The organism is Paenibacillus sp. FSL H7-0690, assembly GCF_037980415.1.
Lineage (GTDB): Bacteria > Bacillota > Bacilli > Paenibacillales > Paenibacillaceae > Paenibacillus_AQ > Paenibacillus_AQ odorifer.
The window spans coordinates 1,730,459-1,751,314 of record NZ_CP150281.1 but is presented as its reverse complement, the minus strand read 5'-3'; the positions used below and the strand labels follow the sequence as shown (position 1 = coordinate 1,751,314).

Genomic DNA, 20,856 nt, shown 5'->3' with positions numbered 1-20,856 from the left:
TCAGACTTCCCCTCCTAATACTATGGGAAGCTCTTGCAGTGAGCTAATGCTGTAGCCTGTAATCCCCCGTGATCTTAGAACGTCTGTCCAATCTGTGCTGCTATTCGTTTCTGTAAAATTCCCTATATGAATGTGCGACGGAGTCATCCCTCTGCTGTCAGCCCAACGTAGTGCATCCAGTACAGGCTGACCACGTTGAGGACTAATTAGCACGAAGTATGAGCCTTTAGGGAACATACGGTAACCTTTTTCCAAACGGGATATGAGTGGACCGTGCCCTTCGGCGTTAAGATCGATCAAATATTGAATCATTTTCTGACGCTCAGCAGCACCTTCAACAGGTGCAAATACCTTCGTGGTCTTATCCAAACAGCAAAGACCGATCCCAATTCGCTCTCGAATGCCGAATCCAAGTAGTGAGGCTGCGACGGAGACTGCGAGTTCAAATTGATTCGAATTCGTATAAGCAGAAGCAGAGCCGTCCAGAACTAGAATGGTCTTGGGAATCGACTCATGCTCGAACTCTTTGGACTTCCACGAGCCTGTCTTTGCCGTTGCATTCCAATGAATGCGTGTTAGGCGGTCGCCATATACGTAGTCGCGTACACCGTTAATTTGGGTAGTCTCACGTCGTGATTGAACAACAGAGGTCTGTGGCCCAGAAAGACGGGATTTTCTTTCATATAACTGCCACCGCGGAACATAGATTGCACGAGGCAACACCTGAAACTGGCCTTCAGCCAGAAAAGTACCTTTATGCTCAACAAGGCCAAAAATATCTTGGCTGATGATATCCGTATCTGAAAATGTATAAGTGCCCCGTTCGAGAACTGGTGTCTGAAACCGCAGTTCCCCAAGTCCTCTGAGGCTGGGAATCAGGCTTTCCTCAAATACCCAGGATTCGCCATTATGCCGTTTCAGAACTTCCCTAACAACTACATAAGGTAAAGGCAAAATCCCCGGGATTGTGACCTTCAGACCTACACGAAGATACCCACCGGCAGAGAGCAAATCTCCCTTATCCTGTTCGGCATAAAAACTGCGAACACCCTTAGCCCGCCGAACGCCTCCCAAACCTCCAGCAATCAGATATGCAATAAGTACAGAGACCATAATAAACAACATAAATGCAGTTTTACCGCCCTGAAATAGTACATATAAGAGAGTAATACTCCAAATTACAAGGATGCTGGCGAACTTAGTAGGCTGAATGCGAGCTGCCACCGTAGACAAATAACGTCTCATATTATTGCCTCATCGTAACAGGCACTTGAATGCTCTGCAGAAGCTTTTGAAGCAGTGAATCTACGCTAACATTATCTAGGCGCGACTCTGGACGCAGCAATATACGATGACCCAAGGCAAATGGAGTAAGCACCTTTACGTCATCTGGAAGCACATAATCTCTTCCCTGTAAGAAAGCATAAGCTTTACAAGCCAGCATAAACGATAACGAAGCTCGTGGACTTGCACCGAGCAATACAAGCGGATGCTCTCTTGTCTGGCGCACAATATCTAACAAGTAATTCAGTACAGGATCACTCATATAAATCTCACGAATTTCCTCCTGAATACTAGCGATCTGCTCCATACTAGTGACAGCCGTAAGCCTGTCCACTGGTTGACCTTCTTGATGGCTCAGCAATAGATTTTTTTCGGTTGCTGCATCAGGATAACCAAGACTAATTCTTAGCATAAACCGATCCAACTGAGCTTCCGGCAACGTGTAGGTTCCCTCAAAATCTATCGGATTCTGGGTGGCGCACAACATAAATGGATGCGGCAGCGGATAGGTCTCCCCATCTACGGTTACATTTCGTTCCTCCATCACTTCCAGAAGGGCGGATTGTGTCTTTGTGGTGGCTCGGTTAATTTCATCGGCCAGCAGGATATTCGTCATCACTGGACCTGGGCGGAAATGAAACATCTCGTCTCTCGGATGATACACAGATACACCGGTAATATCACTCGGAAGAATATCCGGATTACATTGTATCCGGCGATACTCTCCGGACATTGATCTGGAAAGTGCGCGAATAAGCTGGGTCTTTCCTGTTCCCGGTACATCCTCGATCAGAACATGACCACCGGCAAGCAGCGCTGTTAGCAGCAATTGTATTTCAAATGATTTTCCAAGTATGCAGGATTCTAGATTATTACGGACAGCATTCATGATGTGCATTGATTCTTGACGAACGGGCATATATGATCCTCCTAGGTCAGAATAAGCAGTAATATTTATATTTTACATGATTAGGGGACCCAAAGTACATTGTTGAAGCTTACGAAGTGTAAACAAACCAAAAACCCGCAGGACAAAATGTCCCGCAGGTTCTAATCTAAATCGCTAAAATCCCATTATCCTTTAGGCCGAACAACCAATGCAGCCAGGAAAGAGAACACAATCGCTGACGAAATCCCTGCGCTCGTGATATCAAAAATCCCTGTAACTACACCGATCCAGCCATCCCTCTCCAGCTCTGTCAATGCTCCATGGACCAAAGAGTTACCGAAGCTTGTGATTGGAATGGTTGCACCCGCACCCGCAAATTTCACAAGTGGATCATAGATGCCAAAAGCATCAGCAATCGCTCCGGCTACAACTAATGTACTCATCGTATGTGCAGGTGTCAGCTTCAATACATCAAACATCAGCTGGCCTATAACGCAAATGGCTCCTCCGATCAGAAAAGCCCATAAGTAAATCATCATTAAACTCCACCTCCACTTTCTATAGCAACAGCATGAGCCACACACGGAATGCTCTCTCCCTGCTGGTATGACAATGGGGATAATAAGGCTCCAGTTGCCACAATCAGCACCCGTTTTAGTTCACCTTTTTTAATACGCTTGAGTATATGACCATAAGTCACTACCGCGGAACACCCGCAACCACTTCCTCCGGCGATCACATACTTCTGTTTCTCCAAATTGTAGATAAGCAAACCACAATCATCAAAGGTTGTTTGCTCCATTGGAATTCCTTCTTTAGCTAATAAGGTTTTCGCAATGGGCAAGCCTACAGATGCAAGATCACCTGTAACAATTAAGTCATAATGCCCGGGGGATAGTCCTGTATCCCGAAAATGCGCAGTGATCGTATCCGCCGCCGCCGGTGCCATCGCTGTTCCCATATTAAAAGGATCTGTCAAACCGAGATCCATTATTCGTCCAAGGGTAGCCGAGACCACTACCGGATTGTTGCCAGTCCCATCATTCTGACCTACTACAGCACAGCCCGAGCCTGTGACCGTATATTGCGCCGTTGGCGGCTTCTGTGAACCGTATTCGGTAGGATAACGAAATTGCTTCTCCACCGTACAGTTATGGCTGGATGTTCCCGCGAGCACGTATTTGCTGCCTCCGGAATCAACGATCATAGAGGCAATTGCAAGGCTCTCCATAGAAGTGGAGCAAGCACCAAAAACTCCAAGATAAGGCACACCTAATTTTCTTGCCGCGAAGGAGCTGCTGATAATCTGGTTCATCAAATCTCCGCCAACAAAAAACTCCAGCTTCTCCTTATCCAGGTTTGCATTAATCAGTGCCAATAGGGAGGCTTTTTCGAAAAGAGCCCGCTCAGCCTTTTCCCATGTTTTTTCACCCATTTCCAAGGAATCAAATATAAAATCAAAATCTGACGTTAATGGACCCTCTCCCTCTTCAGGACCCACTACAGCGGAAGAGCCTAAAATAACGGGACGGCTCGTGAACTCCCAAGTCTGACTGCCAAGCTGTTTCATGTATGTGCACCTCCGCCAACGCCTAAAAAGAGATAGACGATACCAATTATGAAAGCAGCAACGGCACCAAATACGATGACTGAACCCGCCAGCTTGAACATATTGCCGCCCACACCCAGCACAAGTCCTTCCGCACGATGTTCAAGAGCTGCTGAGCACATACTGTTCGCAAAACCAGTAACCGGAACCGCAGTTCCTGCACCGGCCCATTGCGCCAGTTTGTCATACACGCCAAAGCTGGTCAGGATTACAGAAAGTAAAATCATCGTCGCTACAGTTGGACTTGCGGCTTCTTTGGAGGTCATATCGAATATTGCCATATAAGCCTCCTGAATCCCTTGTCCAATTACACAGATTAGGCCGCCAGCAAGAAATGCTCGCACACAGTTTTTGAATACGGGCCTAGCGGGTACAAAGGGCTTGGACAATTTCTCGTAATCTTGCGGGGTCAGGGTATCAAGCTTCAGCTTGACACCCGATTTTTTCGTTTTCGCCGGCATTGAGGGCACCTCCTGAAAGTTAGGCGAAGGGGGCTGACAAGCATCATAGTAGTACTCACTTTGAGCCCCTCAAGTTGTTTCTTCGCTTAGAAGTTTTCCTTATTGTTTGCCATACCCCGCTTCGTTATGTCCCTCCAATTCAGGAAAAATACAGTAACACAACTATCAGCAGCAAGAACAGCACAAGAATAAGCACTGCTTCCTTTTCCAGAGAGTTGTGGCGCCAGTAACGTCTGCGCGCTCCGCTAACCTTTAGGTTTCTTTTGGAGTATCCTCCCTGCACCCTTCTTTTGGGTACACTACCTGCTACCCTCATTTCCTTCGCATCCTTTCTAAAGCTCCTGCCACCAGAGCCCCTATTGCATTGTATTCGCGGAGCGTTCACCGGGTGTTCATTTGTCTCTTTAGCATGGACAAGTGAGCTCACAATGTTCATACTAAGTGGCAGGAAGAAATAACGTTGTCGTACATTTTGGATGGCAACCGTTTCTCGTAGAACTATAAGGATGATGTATAACGCAAAGCTTATACGTCCTTATATTTTAATAAAGGAGTGATTTCAAATGAATCAAGAAACATTGGATCTATTCAAAACACTTACCGAATTCCCTGCAGCCCCGGGCTTTGAGCGCGAACTCCGCGCTTACGTCAAGGATGCTATGACACCTTATACCGAAGAGTTCGTGCAGGATCGTCTCGGAAGTCTGTTCGGCGTATTGCGCGGTGAGGAAAACGGGCCAAAAATTATGGTCGCTGGACATTTTGACGAAGTGGGCTTTATGGTCACCGGAATTACTAACACCGGGATGATTCGTTTTCAACCGCTAGGCGGATGGCTTGCTTCTGCTGTTGCTTCCCAGCGTCTCCAAATCATTACACCAAAAGGCACATTGACCGGTGTTGTTGGCAGCACGCCTATCCACCTACTAAGCGCAGAAGAACGCGGCAAGACGGGCGAAATTAGCAAAATGTATATTGATATCGGTGCAGACAGCCGTGAAGAAGCGGAAAGCTTTGGCGTCAGACCAGGTCAACAAATACTGCCGATCTGTCCGTTCACCCCGCTTGCCAACCCTAAAAAAATCATGGCTAAAGCGTGGGATAACCGTTACGGTGTAGGTCTCGCCATTGAGCTGGTTAAGTCATTACACGGCAAAAAGCTGCCTAATACTGTTTATGCTGGTGCTACTGTACAAGAGGAAGTCGGACTTCGTGGAGCACGTACAGCCGCTAATCTTCTGTCCCCAGACATTTTCTTCGGCTTGGATGCGAGCGCTGCTGCCGATATGACCGGGGATAGCCAAGCCTTTGGCCATTTGGGAAAAGGCGCTCTCCTGCGCATTTATGATCCTACGATGGTTACACATCGCGGCTTAATCGAATATGTACAAGACACAGCGGATACTCACAAGATCAAATACCAGTATTTTGTCTCCCAAGGTGGAACAGATGCAGGTCAGGTTCATGTAAGTGGCATCGGCGTTCCTTCCGCAGTCATCGGAATATGCTCCCGCTACATTCATACTGCTTCATCAGTTATTCATAGCGATGACTACGAAGCTGCTAAAGAGCTGTTAGTTAAACTGGTAGAAGGCCTCGACCGCACTACACTGCAAACGATTATTGAGAACAGCTAAGTTCTTATTTTTAAAAGAGCAGCGATCCTTTTTGAAGGATTGCTGCTCTTTTTTGGGTCGGGGCTTACGACCTGTGTCACTTGCGCCCCAGTGGTGTTTACAAACCCCAATATTACTTCTAAAAAACAATTGTGCTCATGAACCCCGTTGCCCGCTGATCCCGCCATTGGTACTACGACGAATCCATGATGCTTACGAACCCACGTTGTTTATTGTTTACGCTCCCAAGGTTACTTGCTTACGGCGACACGTTGTTTATTATTTACGCTCTCAAGTTGCTTGCTTACGGCGACACATTGTTTATTGTTTACGCTCCCAACGTTGCTTGCTTACGGCGACGACACATTGCTTATTGTTTACGCTCCCAACGTTGCTTGCTTACGGCTCCACGTTGTTTATTGTTTACGCTCCCCATATTGCTTCGGACTCAGATGACGCTATTTGCTAATTTAGAGCCTTTTGAGTAAAGTTGCGGACCTCAGTGACACTATTCCATAGAGATGGGCTCATAATTGGTGTCATTTATGCTAATAGCGACTATGGTGTCCGATATTCCTCCAAAAGTGGCATAATTCTGCGTTTAAGATCATCTGTGTCCTATAGAGACTCCCCCTATCTCTTTTCATATAAAAAAGCCCGCCTCAACGGCGAGCTCTTTGACAGCTATATCAACTCATATCCAGCGGCACTTTCCACGAAGGTATCGGGAAAGCCTCATCCAGCTTCCATCTTTCTTCTTCACTCAGCGTAATTAAACCTGCAGCAGCATTCACAATTACATGCTCACGTGAAGAAGCTTTTGGAATCGTAATGATCTCCTCCTCGCGGATCGTCCAAGCTAACATAATTTGTAGTGGGGTTGCGTTATGAACACGGGCGATTTCCTGAACTGCCTCACTCTCGATAACCCCTTTGCGGAGCGCGCCTGCTTGTGCAAGCGGAGAGTACGCCATTACGGGCATGCGGTGACTTTTCTGCCATGGCAGCAATTCAGCTTCGATGCCCCTCGACCCTAAATGATACAGCACCTGATTCATAGCACAGTGAGTCCCCCCAGCTATACTAAGCAGCTCTTTCATATCGTCAACATCGAGGTTCGATACACCCCATCTTGCTATTTTACCTTGAGAGACCAGTTTCTCCATGCCTTCCACAGTCACTTCAAGCGGAATATCTCCCCGCCAGTGCAGTAAATAGAGATCCAGATGATCCGTATTCAGTCGTTGCAAGCTTTCTTCACAGCTGCGAATAAGATTCTCGTTGCCGGCATTATGTGGGTATACTTTGGATACCAGAAAAACGTCATCCCGAATTCCTTTAATAGCGTCACCTACTAAAAGCTCTGAGTTTCCTTCCCCATACATCTCCGCCGTATCTATCAAATCCATGCCTAATTCCACGCCTAATCTAAGAGCAGCAATTTCTTCCTCTCTACGGGAAGCATCATCACCCATATTCCAAGTTCCCTGTCCTATTCTAGGCACAGAGGTACCGTCTGGAAGCAGCATGCGGTTAGCTCGGTTCACTTTCACAATTTCAGCCAAATGCTCGATTGAATCCTTAGTCATTGTAAAAATCTCCTTACCGATAAATTGTATACTTACTTTATACGACCTTTATGACCCTTTCGAAACATCTGAATCGTGTCTAATTTATAACTTATCTTTCCTTTAGGAGAGAAAAAGTAACAAATTGATTGCTAACTACGCTATCAACTTCAGCCCCACTGCCGCTCCCAGTATCATAAAAATACAGATAACCCGCCGCCAGTCTTTGGCCTCCCCATATAAAAGCATCCCCAAAATTGCTCCACCGGATGCACCGATCCCCGTCCATACCGCATAAGCTGTGCCCATAGGCAAACTTTTCATTGCAAATGATAGAAAAAGAAAACTTCCTCCAAAACCAAGGAAGAGCAGCAAAAACGACTGCAGATTCCGGTATTTATTCAACCTGTTGATCATAGCCACTCCGAACATTTCAAACAATCCTGCAACAACCAAAAATGCCCATGCCATTTAAGACTCCCCCTTTATTTCAGTTTCTTTGATATCTTTGGTTTCGTTAGTTACCATTTTCAGACCTATAACTCCTGCCAGTAAAATAACCACCAGTACCAGCTTCATTAGCTTGAAGGGTTCACCGAATAAAACCATGTCCGCAATGACTGTTCCTGCGGTTCCCAGCCCAACAAATACAGAATATACGGTACCCACCGGTAATTTACTGCTTGCTGAAATAATGACATAGAAACTTATGATTATGGCTACAACTGTGATCAGCCACTCCCACACGCTTGAAGCATGCTTTAAACCTATGACCCACATGACTTCGAAAATCGCAGCGCCAACTACCTTCAGCCACTCTGAATTCTTTTTCATTTCAAGCCCTCCTTCAATTCTCCATAACTTATGATTGCCCACGGACAAACAAATAAGCCCGGAAGGTCATCGCCAAATGGCGATACCTCCCGGGCTTTTATCCCTCCGTGTAGACACAAACTTAATGTTCGTGCGTTTTCCCTCGGACCAGACCAGCTGTGCACCCGCTGCGGAACCCTAGAAAACAAATAAATGATTAAGTTACATCGTATGGTAGCAAATCGGGCGTATAAAAGCAACCTTTTCTATTCCGAGCGTAATTAAATCATAGTATAAAATTCCATAAAATTATAAAATAGATATAAATTTCATTCGATTATCTAGGAAAAGAGGTTAATTCATGTTTCTTTCCAGACATTTTAACTGCGTCCCTCTAGTGGAAGGCATTTATTGCCTTGAAGCGAAGGAGCAAGGCGGTGCCATGAGTAATGCCGGTTTGATAGATATGGGTGATTACACATTAATCTTTGATACATTCAACACTCCACAAGCTGGCAAAGATCTTAGGGATGCCGCTCTGTATTATTTTAATAAACCTATCAGATACATCGTCAACAGCCATTGGCATGGAGACCACGTTAGAGGGAACCAATTCTTCTCGGATGAAGTAATCATATCCTCCAGTAGAACTAGAGAGCTCATGATAAAAACTCAACCAGACTGGCTTGCCCGAATGAAGAAACTGCTTCCTAATCTTGAAGAAGATCTTACGAAGCTTAATACATCTCTCGAGCTCAAACTGAACGATTCCAAACAACGAGAGCTCCTTTCGCAAATAGGTTATTTACAAGAAATCAAAGAGTCTATACTAACGCTTGAAGTAACCCTTCCCCAACTAACTTATGACCGCAAAATGACTATACATGGCTCGGCAAGGACCGTTGAACTCCTATCGGTGGGTACTGCCCATACGGAATGCGATTCTATTCTATTTTCTCCATCCGATTCTTTAGCTTTTGTTGGAGATATTGTCGCAGTTGATAATCATCCATTAGTAGTAGACGGTAATCCCTTATCCTGGTTGGAGGCACTTACTTATGTCGAGCGCTTAGATGTGAACATAATTGTTCCCGGTCATGGGCCCGTTACTCAAAAACATTATCTACAGCAAATAAAACGGTATATAAATGATATAATCCATATTAGCGAATCATTGATACGCGAAGACATGAATGTGGATGTGAACCATATAGAAATTCCCGAGCCTTATCTGGGCTGGAATTATGGGAGTATTTTTTACAGAAATCTTGAGTTTTTGGCGAAAGCAGCTAGTAACTAATTTTTGGAGTTGAAAGGAGCGGTTCGTTATGGTTTTTGGGATACTATTTGTAGGTGTTGCTGTATTTATTATTATACAAGCCGTAATACGTAATGGCTCGAGCTCAAACAAAAGTACCTTTGATAGAAATAGGCAAAATGATGCCGCCAACATGTCTTTTATGGCTGCCAGTCATCCGGATCTGCTGGATCCAAACCACTCTAACCACTCTAATCATTCTAACCACCACCATAATCACCACGGAGATCACTCGCATCACCATTCTGGACCTGACAGCGGGGGGCATAGCTGGGGTGGAGACGGCGGACATAGTGGCGGTGGAGACTTCGGTGGGGGTGGAGATGCTGGCGGGGGCGGTTGTGATTAGATCAAAAGAAACGATAAGAAAAGGACATCCCTGATCCTTCAGGAATGCCCTTTTTTTAATGCTCATTTATGATACTGAGAATTTTAGCTTGAGTTTGGCTTAATAACTTTTCGGCACCGTGCGGATGGATTGGTTCGCTCCAAGCGAAGCCATCTCCTTCGTATCTAGGGATAAGATGCATATGATAGTGAGTCAGGTCGTTAAACTTCCCGCCATTTTGGCAAATGCTGATGCCAGCAGGTTCAAACAAAACCTTCAGGACAACTGATAGCTTCTTTGAAGCGTCCATAATCGCATAAGATGTTTCTGAATCGATATCTTCGAGATCCCAATAATGCTTTTTAGGGAGAATTAGGAGATGTCCTTCGTTAAATGGAGCAATGTCGAGCACACAAGTTACAAATTCATTCTCGTATACTACGTTTACGTTAGCCTCAATCCCGTTAGCGATTCGACAACCCAAACAATCCATACAGGCACCACCACTCCATCCGAAGAAATTAAGCGCGTTCTAGCTTATCTTATTGATTAAATTGAAAACGGCTAAGCAGTACCTCACCATTAAAGATGAGATAAACATCGGTAGTTTCAGATTCCACGGACACTTCACCAGTAAGTGTGTTCCACTGCTGCAACACGCCACCCGACGGTACAGTCACAGATCCAACCAGCTTCCCTGCTGGGCTGCCCGTTCTGATCTCAAGGGTGCCACCTTTTGCAGAGGATACCAAGGCTTCAAAAGCTCCTGCCCCTTGCTCGAACAATACATCTTTAAAAGCGATCCAAGCGCCATCTTTTACTGGATGTATGGAAGCACCGCCTGCTTTGCACTCGTCCAGATATACGCCTTCGTAGTCATCGTAATTCTCTGCTTTGGTATTGATATACAGATTACGCGACGGAATAACGTCCCCCTGGACCGATAGTTGAGCGGATAATTGGATGTCAGCAGATGAACGGCCGATCAGAACCATATACTCTCCATTTTCCACGCAATATTGCTCACGGGTAACATCCCAGAATGCCAGCTCGGCAACCGGTAACGTAAACTCTATGGTTTGCGATTGACCTGCGGTTAGGTTTACTTTTTCAAAACCCTTCAACTGTTTAATCGGACGTTTGACCCGGGAATTCAGAGCTTGCACATAAAGCTGCACCACTTCGTCCCCATCAACAACGCCTGTATTCTCTACTTGAACAGAAATTTTCAGCGTCTCATTCGCTTGCAGCTCCTTAGCGCTTAGGCTTAGGTTGCTGTAGGAAATTTGAGCATAACTTAAGCCGTGTCCAAACGCATACAGTGGCTCTCCGTCAAAGTACATATATGTTCTTTTGCCTTTGATAATATCATAATCCATCAGCTCAGGCAGCTGTTCTACAGAACGGAACCAAGTCATGTTCAGCTTGCCGGAAGGACTGTAATCGCCGAAAAGAACTTCTGCCACCGCATTGCCCAGCTCTTGTCCACTGTGGGAGGTATACAATACAGCCGGGATGTTCTCGTCAATCCAAGTGGAAGTTATCGGGTAACTACCGACAATGACTACAACTGTATTCGGGTTCGCTTCATAGACAGCTTTAACCAATCGCTCTTGCTCCTCTGGAAGCACAATATCCGGTCTGTCGATTTCTTCTTTTCCGTTAAGGAGTGGATGGTTGCCCACAAAAACCACAGCGATTTCAGCAGCCTTGGCAGCTTCTACTGCAGCCTCTATGCCGTTAGTTACGATTTTCTTTTTGAAAAGACGTGCTTGCGCATTGGCATCCTGATCTGCCACCTGCAGCGTTCCATCTTCCGGATTCACCGAGATCATTTTATCATTCCAGGTCCGCAAAGATACCGTATCTTCGCTTTCCGGAACGATGTTAATCGATTCTTTTACAAACCAGCCGTAAATTTCCTCAGCAGATGCTGTAAGAGTCTCTGCTTCGCTTAAAGTTACATACTGACCGCGACTTGTCGACTTCAGAGTATTGCTAGTCCAGCCCCAGGCTGTATGTTGGAACAATTCTCCGTGCGCTGCTATGTCATGCTGTACAGCCAGTCTTCCGTCCTCACCTGTGATTCCAATGGCTTGGCCGTTTGCAGCTGAAGTAAGAATGATCTGATCTGCGCCACTCTCAAAAGTAACGTGTTTACCAGGCAGCTTTTTGCTAACCCCCTGCAGCGGAGTCACTCCATAAGGTAAAGTGCCAGAATACCAGTCTCTAAAGGCTTCATCACCAAGCGGACCAATAATCGCCAATTTGCTCAGACTGCTTTTGTTCAATGGCAATGTGCCTTGGTCATTCTTCAACAATACTATAGATTGTTTCGCAGCTTCCAAGGAGAGTGCGGTATGTTTTTTGCTAAGTATAACGGAATCGTCGATTGCTGCGTATGGGTTCCCTTCAGCCGGATCGAACTCTCCCAGACGGAAACGAACTCTGAAAGTGTTGGCAAGCGCACGATCCAAATCTTCCTCTGCTAAGAGGCCTTGGTCTAGTGCTTCGTGAAGAACCTTGATTGTCTCTGCGGTTTCTTCTGTTACGCTGTCAATTCCATTTTTGATAGATTCAGCCATCGATTGTGCAAAAGATTCATAATACTTGTGATCCTTCACAATCCCAAAAAGATCGCCGGCATCGCTTACGATAAAGCCATCCATTTCCCATTCGCCTTTAACCACATCCATTACTGCCGGATGAAGAATAACAGGCACGCCATTCACCGAGTTATAAGCGGTCATCATGGACTGTGCGCCACCTTCTTGAAAAGCAGGCTTAAACGCTTCCAGATAATACTCCCGAATATTTCTCGGATCGATGCTCGCGGAGCAGTTCCCGCGTTCAATCTCATTATTGTTGCCGAGGAAATGCTTCAGCGTTGCTACCGCTTTCAAATAGACCGGGTGATCACCTTGGATTCCCTGCACAAGTGATGTGCTGAGGCGTCCGGTCAACTCTGGATCTTCGCCGTAAGCTTCCTCGGTTCTTCCCCAACGCGGGTCACGTTCCATATCCACCGTTGGCGCCCATAACGTCAGACCGTTCACCGTTGGATTCTTTTTGTAAAAGGCTCTAGCTTCATCTCCGATGGCCGAACCAATCTCCTTCAGCAGCTCTGGATTCCAAGTACAAGCCAGTCCGCTCGGCTGAGGAAAAGAAGTCGCTTTTCCAAGCCAAGAAATCCCGTGCGCCGCTTCCGTACCATGCTTGTAGGCCCCAACACCCAAACGCTCTATGGCAGCTTGATACTGAGGCATCAGGCTTACTTTTTCATCAAGTGTTAGTCTGGAGATCAGATCCTGCACTCGCTCATTTAAAGGTAAATCAATCTGTTGAAATGGATATTTAGCTATATCTGTTCCCATCAAAATCGCTCCTTCGTCTCTTGTTGATAGCGGTTTCATTCATTCTCGAGGACAATCCTTCGAAAAAACACCCATACGTCCTATCCATCTAATCATAGAAGATTCCCCTCCTCCGCAACACCTTAACAATCTAAATAGAAATCAGGTCATAATTAGAGATTTAGGGGGGATGATGTGAGTGTGAGTGCATGGGTTTGCTCATTATTCGCTCCATCTCAACAATCTACGGGATTTATACCGTTCATTTGCCCAATTCCCGCTCCACGCACACAATCTACGGGATTTATACCGTTTATTTGCCCTATTCTCGCGCCACGCCTCCAATCTGCGGGATTTCTACCGTACATTTGCCCTATTCTCGCTGCACGCACACAATCTACGGGATTTATACCGTTCATTTGCTCACTTCTCGCTCCACGCCCACAATCTACGGGATTTATACCGTTCATTTGCCCAATTCCCGCTCCATCTCCGCAATCTAAGGGATTTATACCGTTCATTTGCTCAATTCTCGCTCCACGCCCGCAATCTACGGGATTTATACCGTTTATTTGTCCTATTCCCGCTCCACGCCTCCAATCTGCGGGATTTATACCGTTCATTTGCCCTATTCTCGCTCCACGCCCGCAATCTACGGGATTTATACCGTTTATTTGCCCTATTCTCGCTCCACGCCCGCAATCTACGGGATTTATACCGTTCATTTGCTCACTTCTCGCTCCACGCCTCCAATCTACGGGATTTATACCGTTTATTCACCACAGCTGAATATCGTTAAGTGAATGTACATATTCATAGCGACAAACCCTCCCACTCACCTGCGAAACTATCGGCTTAAACTCACCTTTCTCACAAAGTGACCTCATACATTTCCTAACTGTACGCAGATCAATGCCAAGCTCTCTCACCAAATCAACAGGCCGAATGTCCCCGCTCGAACGCACCGCAATTTGCAAAATATCACGCTCCAGTCGACTAAACGCCTCCTTCTCTTCTGTCCTTAAAGCGAGGTACGGCATCAGTAATGATCTCAACAAAAAAATAGTATTCTCAGGACTCGCTTCCAGATCATCATATGGTATCGCCACTACCCGATAACCCGCGATTTGTAGATAAGTCTCTCGATTCAATTCCTGCCGATAACGCGTCCGATCTGTGTTTTGCACATGTGGGCCGTAACCTTTTACCTCAAAAGCAAACTTAACCTGCCCAGGCTTCCACGCAAAATCAACAAAATAAGGCCATCCCCGCCAATCCAACACTTCATATTCAGGATGAAGATCATTAAAATGACCCATCATTGGCCACCAAACCTTCTCCGCAAACATTCGCTCACCATGCCCATGTCCCCGCTCCAATCTCCCCCGTCTTTCTCCCGTTCTTCGACTAATATGATCTTCCACCCACTTACGGTGTTCTTCCGTAAATCCCATAACGTCCCCCTCCTCCTTGGCATAAAAAAATCCCGCACCCAATTATGGATGCGGGACGTGCTTCGTCCTATTACTCAGAAGTATAGTATTCGCCTTCTTATGCTGTCAATGACACTCTACATTCAACGATAGTACTCGAGCTAAATATGCTTACCTATTAAAAAATCACATTGGTTAAAGTGAGTTGCATTAAAGTAAGTTCAGCTAGAGTCAGATCACTACAGTGAGTTCAGCTAGAGTCAGATCACTACAGTGAGTTCAGCTAGAGTCAGATCACTACAGTAAGTCCAGTTAGAGTTAGATCACTGCTGTAAGTTCAGCTTGAGTTAGATCACTACAGTAAGTTCAGCTAGAGTCAGATCACTACAGTAAGTCCAGTTAGAGTTAGATCACTACAGTAAGTTCAGCTTGAGTTAGATCACTACAGTAGTCCAGCTACAGTTAGATCACTACAGTGAGTCCAGTTACAGTCAGATCACTACAGTAAGTTCAGCTAGAGTAGTTACAGTTAGATCACTACAGTTTAGTTAGTATTAGCTCAGCAAGAGCAATCTAGGTTAAGTAAACTATATTTGAGTTAGACGACTAGATTTAGCTCAATATAGTAGATTTTGTATAGTAGGTTCAGTTAAAGTAATCTCGGTTTGACTAAGTTCCGCTAGAATAATATTATTCGACCTACCTTTTTGAAATTGTCAGAAATCGTCTCCCATTCTCCACTATTCACTGGCTATCGACCTGTGCTTTTTCTATTTAATTGTATTTCATGCAACTATTTAACCCTTATCCCCCTAAAAGTCCATTTAGTTGTACTTTCTACAACTAAAAAAGGAAACATTAGGTAGTTAAGCGTAAATGATCAAATTTAGATGTACAAAGTGCAGTTAACTGTTACTTTTCCTAAAACTAGTGAAGTTTAACTGCACAAAATGCAATTAAAACTGAGTTCGAGATGAGGCTGACTGGATTGCGACTTAGTTGCATTGACTTAGCGGCCTAGCTACAACATCGGGACTTAGCTACATTGATTTAACGATCTAGCTACAACATCGCGGCTAAGCAACATTAATATGCGACCTAGCTACAACATTGCGACTTAGCAACATTAATATACCGGCCTAGCTACAACATTGCGACTTAGTTACATTGACTTAGCGGGCCTAGCCACAACATCGCGACTTAGCAACATTAATTTAGCGACCTAGCCACAACATCACAACTTAGCAACATTAATATAGCGGCTCAACTAGAGTGACATATTGCTCCAACTTCACTGCCTTCCCTCACCTAGCAAATGTGCATGCCGAGCGCCTTGCCCATAGGCATCATAAGAGATCATTCCATCGACACCCTGACTTCGACACCCCAACTTCAATCTGAGACGGGAAATCAATGACCTTAAATCCATTATCCATTATCCTTCACAACAACCTTTCACAGGAATGTCGGAGAGCGTTCTTTTGTTCCCTAACAAATCGCCATTTACCGCATATAGCTTACGAAATCCCTGCTTATAAAGAATTCTCGCGGCTTTATTTCTTTTGTAGTAACTTTCTGCAAGAATTAGAACCGAGTCGCCCGGAGATAGACAGTGCTGCCAGACATAGGGTAATCGCCCCAGCGAAATATTTATCGAACCACGGATACTTTCCTTCTGGTAATCAACGGCATCCCTAACATCGAGCATTTTCATAGCCAATGATTGATCCGCTAATTCGCGAACCTCACGGACTTCTATATAAGTAAGTGAACGAACAGGCCAAGCATAACGCAAAAACCTCACAATACTAAAGACAATTAAAATACTCAGTAGGATCCGAACCATCATGCTCATATCATTACTCCCGTACCAAAAAATCATCCGTCCAAGCACCTAATCCACCCGTCATGTTCACAACGTTATACCCCTTTTCACTCAGCAGCTCACAAGCCAGTCCACTACGGCCACCACTTAAGCACATCACAATTATCTCGCCATGAGAATCCAGTTCATCTAAGCGCATCAATAACTGTCCAAGCGGAATATGTTTAGCACCCATTACATGTCCCTCCACCCATTCGGCGGGTTCGCGTATATCCAACATGGTAAGAGTCTCGCCATTCTTCAAGCGTTCCGCTACTTGCTGTGGGGTAATTTCCTTTGAAATTTTAAAAGACATCGAGCATCTCTCCTTCACCTTTATAAAAATAACTTGATTTCCATATCACTATATCATAATATTACGATATAAGGATATTGTAAAGCGAGGTGTTCGTTACCATGGACAAAAATTTTAAAGCTTATAACCAAACCGCCGAAACCTTAAAGGCTATAGCTCATCCCGTGCGCTTGTGCATCATCAAAGGACTTCTGGAAAAGGGCAGCTGCAACGTTAGCTTCATGCAGGACTGTCTCGATCTTCCACAATCTACGGTGTCCCAGCATTTACAGAAGCTTAGATCACTAGGCATCGTTGAAACCGAACGTAATGGGCTGGAGATTAACTATTCTGTTAAAGACGAAAAAATCAAACATCTGATTCAGTTATTTTTAGGGGAGGAATAAGTCATCATGAGTAAAAAAGTATTAATTGTTGGTGGAGTTGCAGGAGGCGCGTCAGCAGCCGCCCGACTTCGGAGATTAGATGAAGAAGCTCATATTGTAATGTTTGAGCGTGATCCGTACATTTCTTTTGCTAATTGCGGACTTCCTTATTATATCGGTGGGTCCATTCAGGACCGCTCCAAGCTGCTGGTGCAGACACCGGAGGCGATGCACAAACGTTTTAACATCGATGTTCGGATTCAAAGTGAAGTAGTGTCTATCGACCCCGTGAACAAAAAAGTGCGAGTAGAAAGCATAGAAAAAGGCTCCTATGAAGAGAGTTATGATGCGCTTATTTTATCGCCAGGTGCTAAACCGATTCGTCCGAATCTGCCCGGTATCGAGAGTTCCCAAATACACATGTTGCGTAACATTCCCGACACTGACAAAGTCAAAGCTAAAGTCGCTGCGGAAGGCACACGTTCGGCCGTGGTGATCGGTGGTGGATTTATCGGTGTGGAAATGGCTGAGAACCTTAGAGAAGCTGGTCTGGAAGTTTCCTTAATTGAAGCAGGACCACAAATATTAGCTCCGTTCGATACTGAAATGTCTTCTATTTTGGCAAAAGAACTCGACGAGCATGGCGTTAATCTTATTTTTTCCGATATGGTCCAAGGGTTTGCTGAGGTGGGAGAACAAATACAGGTGCAATTAGCAAGTGGCACTGTACTGCAAAGTGATATGGTTCTGCTGGCTATCGGCGTTTCTCCGGATACCTCTTTTCTGAAGGACAGTGGCTTAGAATTCGGTCCCCGCGGCCATATTTTAGTCAATGAGCGGATGGAGACCAATCTGGATCAAGTGTTCGCTGTAGGTGACGCGGTTGAGGTGGTTGATTTCGTAAACGGAACAAAAACCGCCATTCCACTAGCTGGTCCTGCCAACAAGCAAGGGCGGATTGCTGCGGACAACGTCAGTGGTCTCGGCACAACTTACAAAGGATCACAAGGGACTTCTATTATTAAGGTTTTTGGAGTCACAGGTGCTTCTACCGGAAATAACGAAAAAACGCTACAACGTTTGGGTCTGCCGTATCACGTGATATATATACATCCAAGCTCACACGCAACCTATTATCCGGGGGCAACTCCGATATCTATGAAGCTGATTTTTGATCCAAAAGGTACGGTGCTAGGAGCACAAGCTGTGGGTTACAGTGGTGTAGACAAACGTATCGACGATATCGCTACAGTTATTCGTTTTAGAGGTTCGGTCACTGATTTGACGGAGTTAGAGCTATCTTATGCCCCTCCTTATTCTTCCGCTAAAGATCCGGTGAACATGGCTGGCTTTGCTGCTGAAAATATTTTGCAAGGTTTGACTACGGTATTCGTGCCTAAGGATTTAGAGGGTCGTGACAATAACAACACCATTTTAGTTGACGTACGTTCGGAAATCGAACATGCTAATGGTCATATTGAAGGGTCCATTAACATCCCTGTGGATGATCTGCGTGGTCGGCTAAGCGAGCTTGACTCTAGTAACGAAATTTGGGTGTATTGCCAAGTTGGACTCAGAGGCTACACCGCTTCCCGGATTTTACAGCAAAAAGGTTACCGTGTGAAAAACCTGACCGGCGGTTATAAAACCTATCAGATGAGCCAATTTACGCCTAAAAAAAAAGATAACTTGACGCCAAACGTTGGTACACCAGCAGCCAGTAAAGAAATCGCAGCAACAAGAGCAATGACGGAGACGGAGACGGAGACTGGGATTGGGACTGGAACTGCGATTGGGATTGGGACTGGAACTGCGACTGGGACTGGCACAGTTACACCCACTGTTAACGCTGCAGCTTTCACAGCTACCTCCAGCACAATAGGTGCCCCTTCATCCAAACTAGAAACGGAACTAGCACCTGATTCCGTGCTTGATGCCTGCGGACTGTGCTGCCCAGGGCCGCTGATCCAAGTTAAAATGAGCATGGACCCGCTCTTGGAAGGGCAAGTCCTGAAGGTAACTGCTTCCGATCCCGGATTTTATGAGGATATCAAGGCTTGGGCTCGTATGTCCAACAATACGCTTTTGCAGCTAACAAAGCTGCCTACTGGCATGATCGAAGCTTATCTGCGCAAAGGAGTTATCGAGACTTCAGCATCAGCACCAACCGGAGCAGACGCACAAGTAATTCAAACTAGCAACGCAAGCACAATGGTTGTTTTTAGCGGGGATTTGGATAAAGCGATCGCTTCCTTCATCATTGCCAACGGAGCAGCATCCAGCGGTAAAAAAGTCACAATGTTCTTTACCTTCTGGGGCCTCAATATTATCCGCAAGGATGAGAAGGTGCCTGTGAACAAAAACTTCATCGGTAAAATGTTCGGTGCCATGATGCCACGCGGCAGCCGGAAGCTGACGCTTTCAAATATGAACATGATGGGCATGGGCTCGAAAATGATCCGCTCTTTAATGAAGAGCAAAAATATCTCTTCCTTGGAGGAATTGATTCAGATGGCTATCGACCAGGGTGTGGAAATCGTCGCCTGCCAAATGTCCATGGATCTTATGGGCATCACTCGTGAAGAACTGATTGACGGTGTCGGAATCGGCGGCGTTGGTTATTACCTCGGCCAAGCCGATCAGTCGGGTCATAATCTATTTATCTAAATACCTTAACACCGCAAAGAGACTCCTCTATTTAAATAGAAGAGTCTCTTTCTTATATAAAAATAAACTCACGAGAATCGGTGATATAGATTTGAATAACCAAAATGCAAATTGACTGGATCTGGATACAGAATCTAAAACCTGCTATCCTATTTAATAGACATTCATCCGAACAACGACCCATTTCAGGTAAAAAAAGGAGATTAAATGAATACCCCGATACATATTCTTGTTGCTGAGGACGACAGCGACATCAACCGATTGCTATGCAACATAATTAAGAAAAGCGGCTACATTCCCCAACCTGCTTACTCGGGAACGGAGGCACTTCTCTATCTGGAGCAACGTCAATGGAGCATGCTGCTACTGGATCTGATGCTGCCTGGCATGTCGGGTGAGGAACTACTTGAGAGGATTGCCGGGCGGGACAATATGTCGGTAATTATCATTTCTGCCAAGGGTGAGCCTCAGACCAAGGTGTCTGCTCTGCGGGCGGGGGCGGATGATTTCATTACGAAACCCTTCGACGTTGAAGAAGTCTCTGCACGGATCGATTCTCATCTACGTTTGTATTCGCGGATTGCGCAATCGGCTTTGCCTAACCTGCTCCAGCATCAGGGCCTTGTACTTCATCGAGATGCGATGTCGGTCACGGCAAATGGTGCGGAACTGACGCTCACAGCTCTAGAGTTTGAGATTCTCTCGTTACTTTTATCAGCTCCCAAAAAGGTGTTTACGAAAGCGAATTTGTATGAAAAAGTCTGGCACGAGCCATATTACGGGGACGACAATACGGTCAATGTCCATATGAGCAATTTGCGCAGCAAGCTAACCAAGGCCGCGCCAGGAAGCGAATTTATCGAGACGGTATGGGGCATAGGTTATCGGCTCAAGCCTTAAGACATTCTTAAGATTTGGCTTTAGCTCTTCTTATGTTTTCAATTCTATACTTGGTCTATCACGAAAAGGAGG

The 20,856-nt window shown here is 45.5% G+C and carries 20 protein-coding genes and 1 riboswitch; of the genes, 6 read left to right on the top strand and 14 right to left on the bottom strand.

Annotated elements, in window-relative coordinates; genetic code table 11:
* The 5 genes from MHI32_RS07730 to spoVAC form a co-directional block, all read right to left on the bottom strand.
* Complete coding sequence (locus tag MHI32_RS07730) at window positions 1-1,245, bottom strand: DUF58 domain-containing protein (protein WP_340012113.1); 1,245 nt, start codon at window positions 1,243-1,245, stop codon at window positions 1-3.
* A gap of 1 nt (window position 1,246) precedes the next feature.
* Window positions 1,247-2,203, bottom strand: coding sequence for a MoxR family ATPase (locus MHI32_RS07725; protein WP_076125188.1), 957 nt, complete (start codon window positions 2,201-2,203; stop codon window positions 1,247-1,249).
* 155 nt (window positions 2,204-2,358) lie between these two features.
* Window positions 2,359-2,709 (bottom strand): stage V sporulation protein AE, encoded by a 351-nt coding sequence (gene spoVAE / locus MHI32_RS07720; RefSeq protein WP_036675923.1) that lies wholly within the window; start codon window positions 2,707-2,709, stop codon window positions 2,359-2,361.
* Between the two features lie 2 nt (window positions 2,710-2,711).
* The gene (spoVAD, locus tag MHI32_RS07715) at window positions 2,712-3,743 is read right to left on the bottom strand and encodes a stage V sporulation protein AD (RefSeq protein ID WP_076185304.1); all 1,032 of its coding nucleotides are present in this window, start codon (window positions 3,741-3,743) and stop codon (window positions 2,712-2,714) included.
* On the bottom strand, window positions 3,740-4,243 hold the full coding sequence (gene spoVAC / locus MHI32_RS07710) for a stage V sporulation protein AC (RefSeq protein WP_076125192.1): 504 nt from the start codon (window positions 4,241-4,243) through the stop codon (window positions 3,740-3,742). Before spoVAC ends, spoVAD begins: the two co-directional genes overlap by 4 nt.
* A gap of 563 nt (window positions 4,244-4,806) precedes the next feature.
* Here spoVAC and MHI32_RS07705 point away from each other — a divergent pair.
* The gene (locus tag MHI32_RS07705; RefSeq protein WP_076185305.1) at window positions 4,807-5,880 is read left to right on the top strand and encodes a M42 family metallopeptidase; all 1,074 of its coding nucleotides are present in this window, start codon (window positions 4,807-4,809) and stop codon (window positions 5,878-5,880) included.
* A 668-nt stretch (window positions 5,881-6,548) separates the two neighbouring features.
* Here MHI32_RS07705 and MHI32_RS07700 read toward each other — a convergent pair.
* The 3 genes from MHI32_RS07700 to MHI32_RS07690 form a co-directional block, all read right to left on the bottom strand.
* On the bottom strand, window positions 6,549-7,448 hold the full coding sequence (locus MHI32_RS07700; protein ID WP_340012112.1) for an aldo/keto reductase: 900 nt from the start codon (window positions 7,446-7,448) through the stop codon (window positions 6,549-6,551).
* Between the two features lie 135 nt (window positions 7,449-7,583).
* Window positions 7,584-7,898, bottom strand: a complete 315-nt coding sequence (locus tag MHI32_RS07695; RefSeq protein ID WP_076125196.1) for a multidrug efflux SMR transporter — start codon at window positions 7,896-7,898, stop codon at window positions 7,584-7,586.
* On the bottom strand, window positions 7,899-8,261 hold the full coding sequence (locus MHI32_RS07690) for a multidrug efflux SMR transporter (protein WP_036675723.1): 363 nt from the start codon (window positions 8,259-8,261) through the stop codon (window positions 7,899-7,901).
* A gap of 84 nt (window positions 8,262-8,345) precedes the next feature.
* Window positions 8,346-8,453: riboswitch (guanidine-I (ykkC/yxkD leader) on the bottom strand.
* Window positions 8,454-8,601: 148 nt separating this feature from the next.
* On the opposite strand from MHI32_RS07690, the gene MHI32_RS07685 reads away from it, so the two are divergent.
* Window positions 8,602-9,540, top strand: a complete 939-nt coding sequence (locus MHI32_RS07685) for an MBL fold metallo-hydrolase (protein WP_076220328.1) — start codon at window positions 8,602-8,604, stop codon at window positions 9,538-9,540.
* Window positions 9,541-9,568: 28 nt separating this feature from the next.
* Complete coding sequence (locus MHI32_RS07680) at window positions 9,569-9,907, top strand: hypothetical protein (protein ID WP_076220329.1); 339 nt, start codon at window positions 9,569-9,571, stop codon at window positions 9,905-9,907.
* Between the two features lie 55 nt (window positions 9,908-9,962).
* Here the strand turns inward: MHI32_RS07680 and MHI32_RS07675 are convergent, their stop codons facing one another.
* From MHI32_RS07675 to MHI32_RS07650, 6 genes are all read right to left on the bottom strand, one after another.
* Entirely contained in the window at window positions 9,963-10,379 is a 417-nt protein-coding gene (locus MHI32_RS07675) for an HIT family protein (protein ID WP_076185309.1), read from the bottom strand.
* A 49-nt stretch (window positions 10,380-10,428) separates the two neighbouring features.
* Window positions 10,429-13,260, bottom strand: coding sequence for a glycoside hydrolase family 3 C-terminal domain-containing protein (locus MHI32_RS07670; protein ID WP_340012111.1), 2,832 nt, complete (start codon window positions 13,258-13,260; stop codon window positions 10,429-10,431).
* Window positions 13,261-13,475: 215 nt separating this feature from the next.
* Window positions 13,476-13,964, bottom strand: coding sequence for a hypothetical protein (locus MHI32_RS07665; protein WP_256716040.1), 489 nt, complete (start codon window positions 13,962-13,964; stop codon window positions 13,476-13,478).
* Window positions 13,965-14,015: 51 nt separating this feature from the next.
* Entirely contained in the window at window positions 14,016-14,693 is a 678-nt protein-coding gene (locus tag MHI32_RS07660; RefSeq protein WP_076279590.1) for a winged helix-turn-helix domain-containing protein, read from the bottom strand.
* Window positions 14,694-16,107: 1,414 nt separating this feature from the next.
* Window positions 16,108-16,527, bottom strand: coding sequence for a rhodanese-like domain-containing protein (locus tag MHI32_RS07655; RefSeq protein ID WP_179086788.1), 420 nt, complete (start codon window positions 16,525-16,527; stop codon window positions 16,108-16,110).
* A 4-nt stretch (window positions 16,528-16,531) separates the two neighbouring features.
* Window positions 16,532-16,852, bottom strand: a complete 321-nt coding sequence (locus tag MHI32_RS07650) for a rhodanese-like domain-containing protein (protein ID WP_076307996.1) — start codon at window positions 16,850-16,852, stop codon at window positions 16,532-16,534.
* 101 nt (window positions 16,853-16,953) lie between these two features.
* On the opposite strand from MHI32_RS07650, the gene MHI32_RS07645 reads away from it, so the two are divergent.
* From MHI32_RS07645 to MHI32_RS07635, 3 genes are all read left to right on the top strand, one after another.
* The gene (locus MHI32_RS07645; RefSeq protein ID WP_036675735.1) at window positions 16,954-17,238 is read left to right on the top strand and encodes a metalloregulator ArsR/SmtB family transcription factor; all 285 of its coding nucleotides are present in this window, start codon (window positions 16,954-16,956) and stop codon (window positions 17,236-17,238) included.
* A 6-nt stretch (window positions 17,239-17,244) separates the two neighbouring features.
* Window positions 17,245-19,884 (top strand): FAD-dependent oxidoreductase, encoded by a 2,640-nt coding sequence (locus MHI32_RS07640; RefSeq protein ID WP_076307997.1) that lies wholly within the window; start codon window positions 17,245-17,247, stop codon window positions 19,882-19,884.
* Window positions 19,885-20,091: 207 nt separating this feature from the next.
* Window positions 20,092-20,784 (top strand): response regulator transcription factor, encoded by a 693-nt coding sequence (locus MHI32_RS07635; protein ID WP_076307998.1) that lies wholly within the window; start codon window positions 20,092-20,094, stop codon window positions 20,782-20,784.
* Window positions 20,785-20,856: the final 72 nt, after the last annotated feature.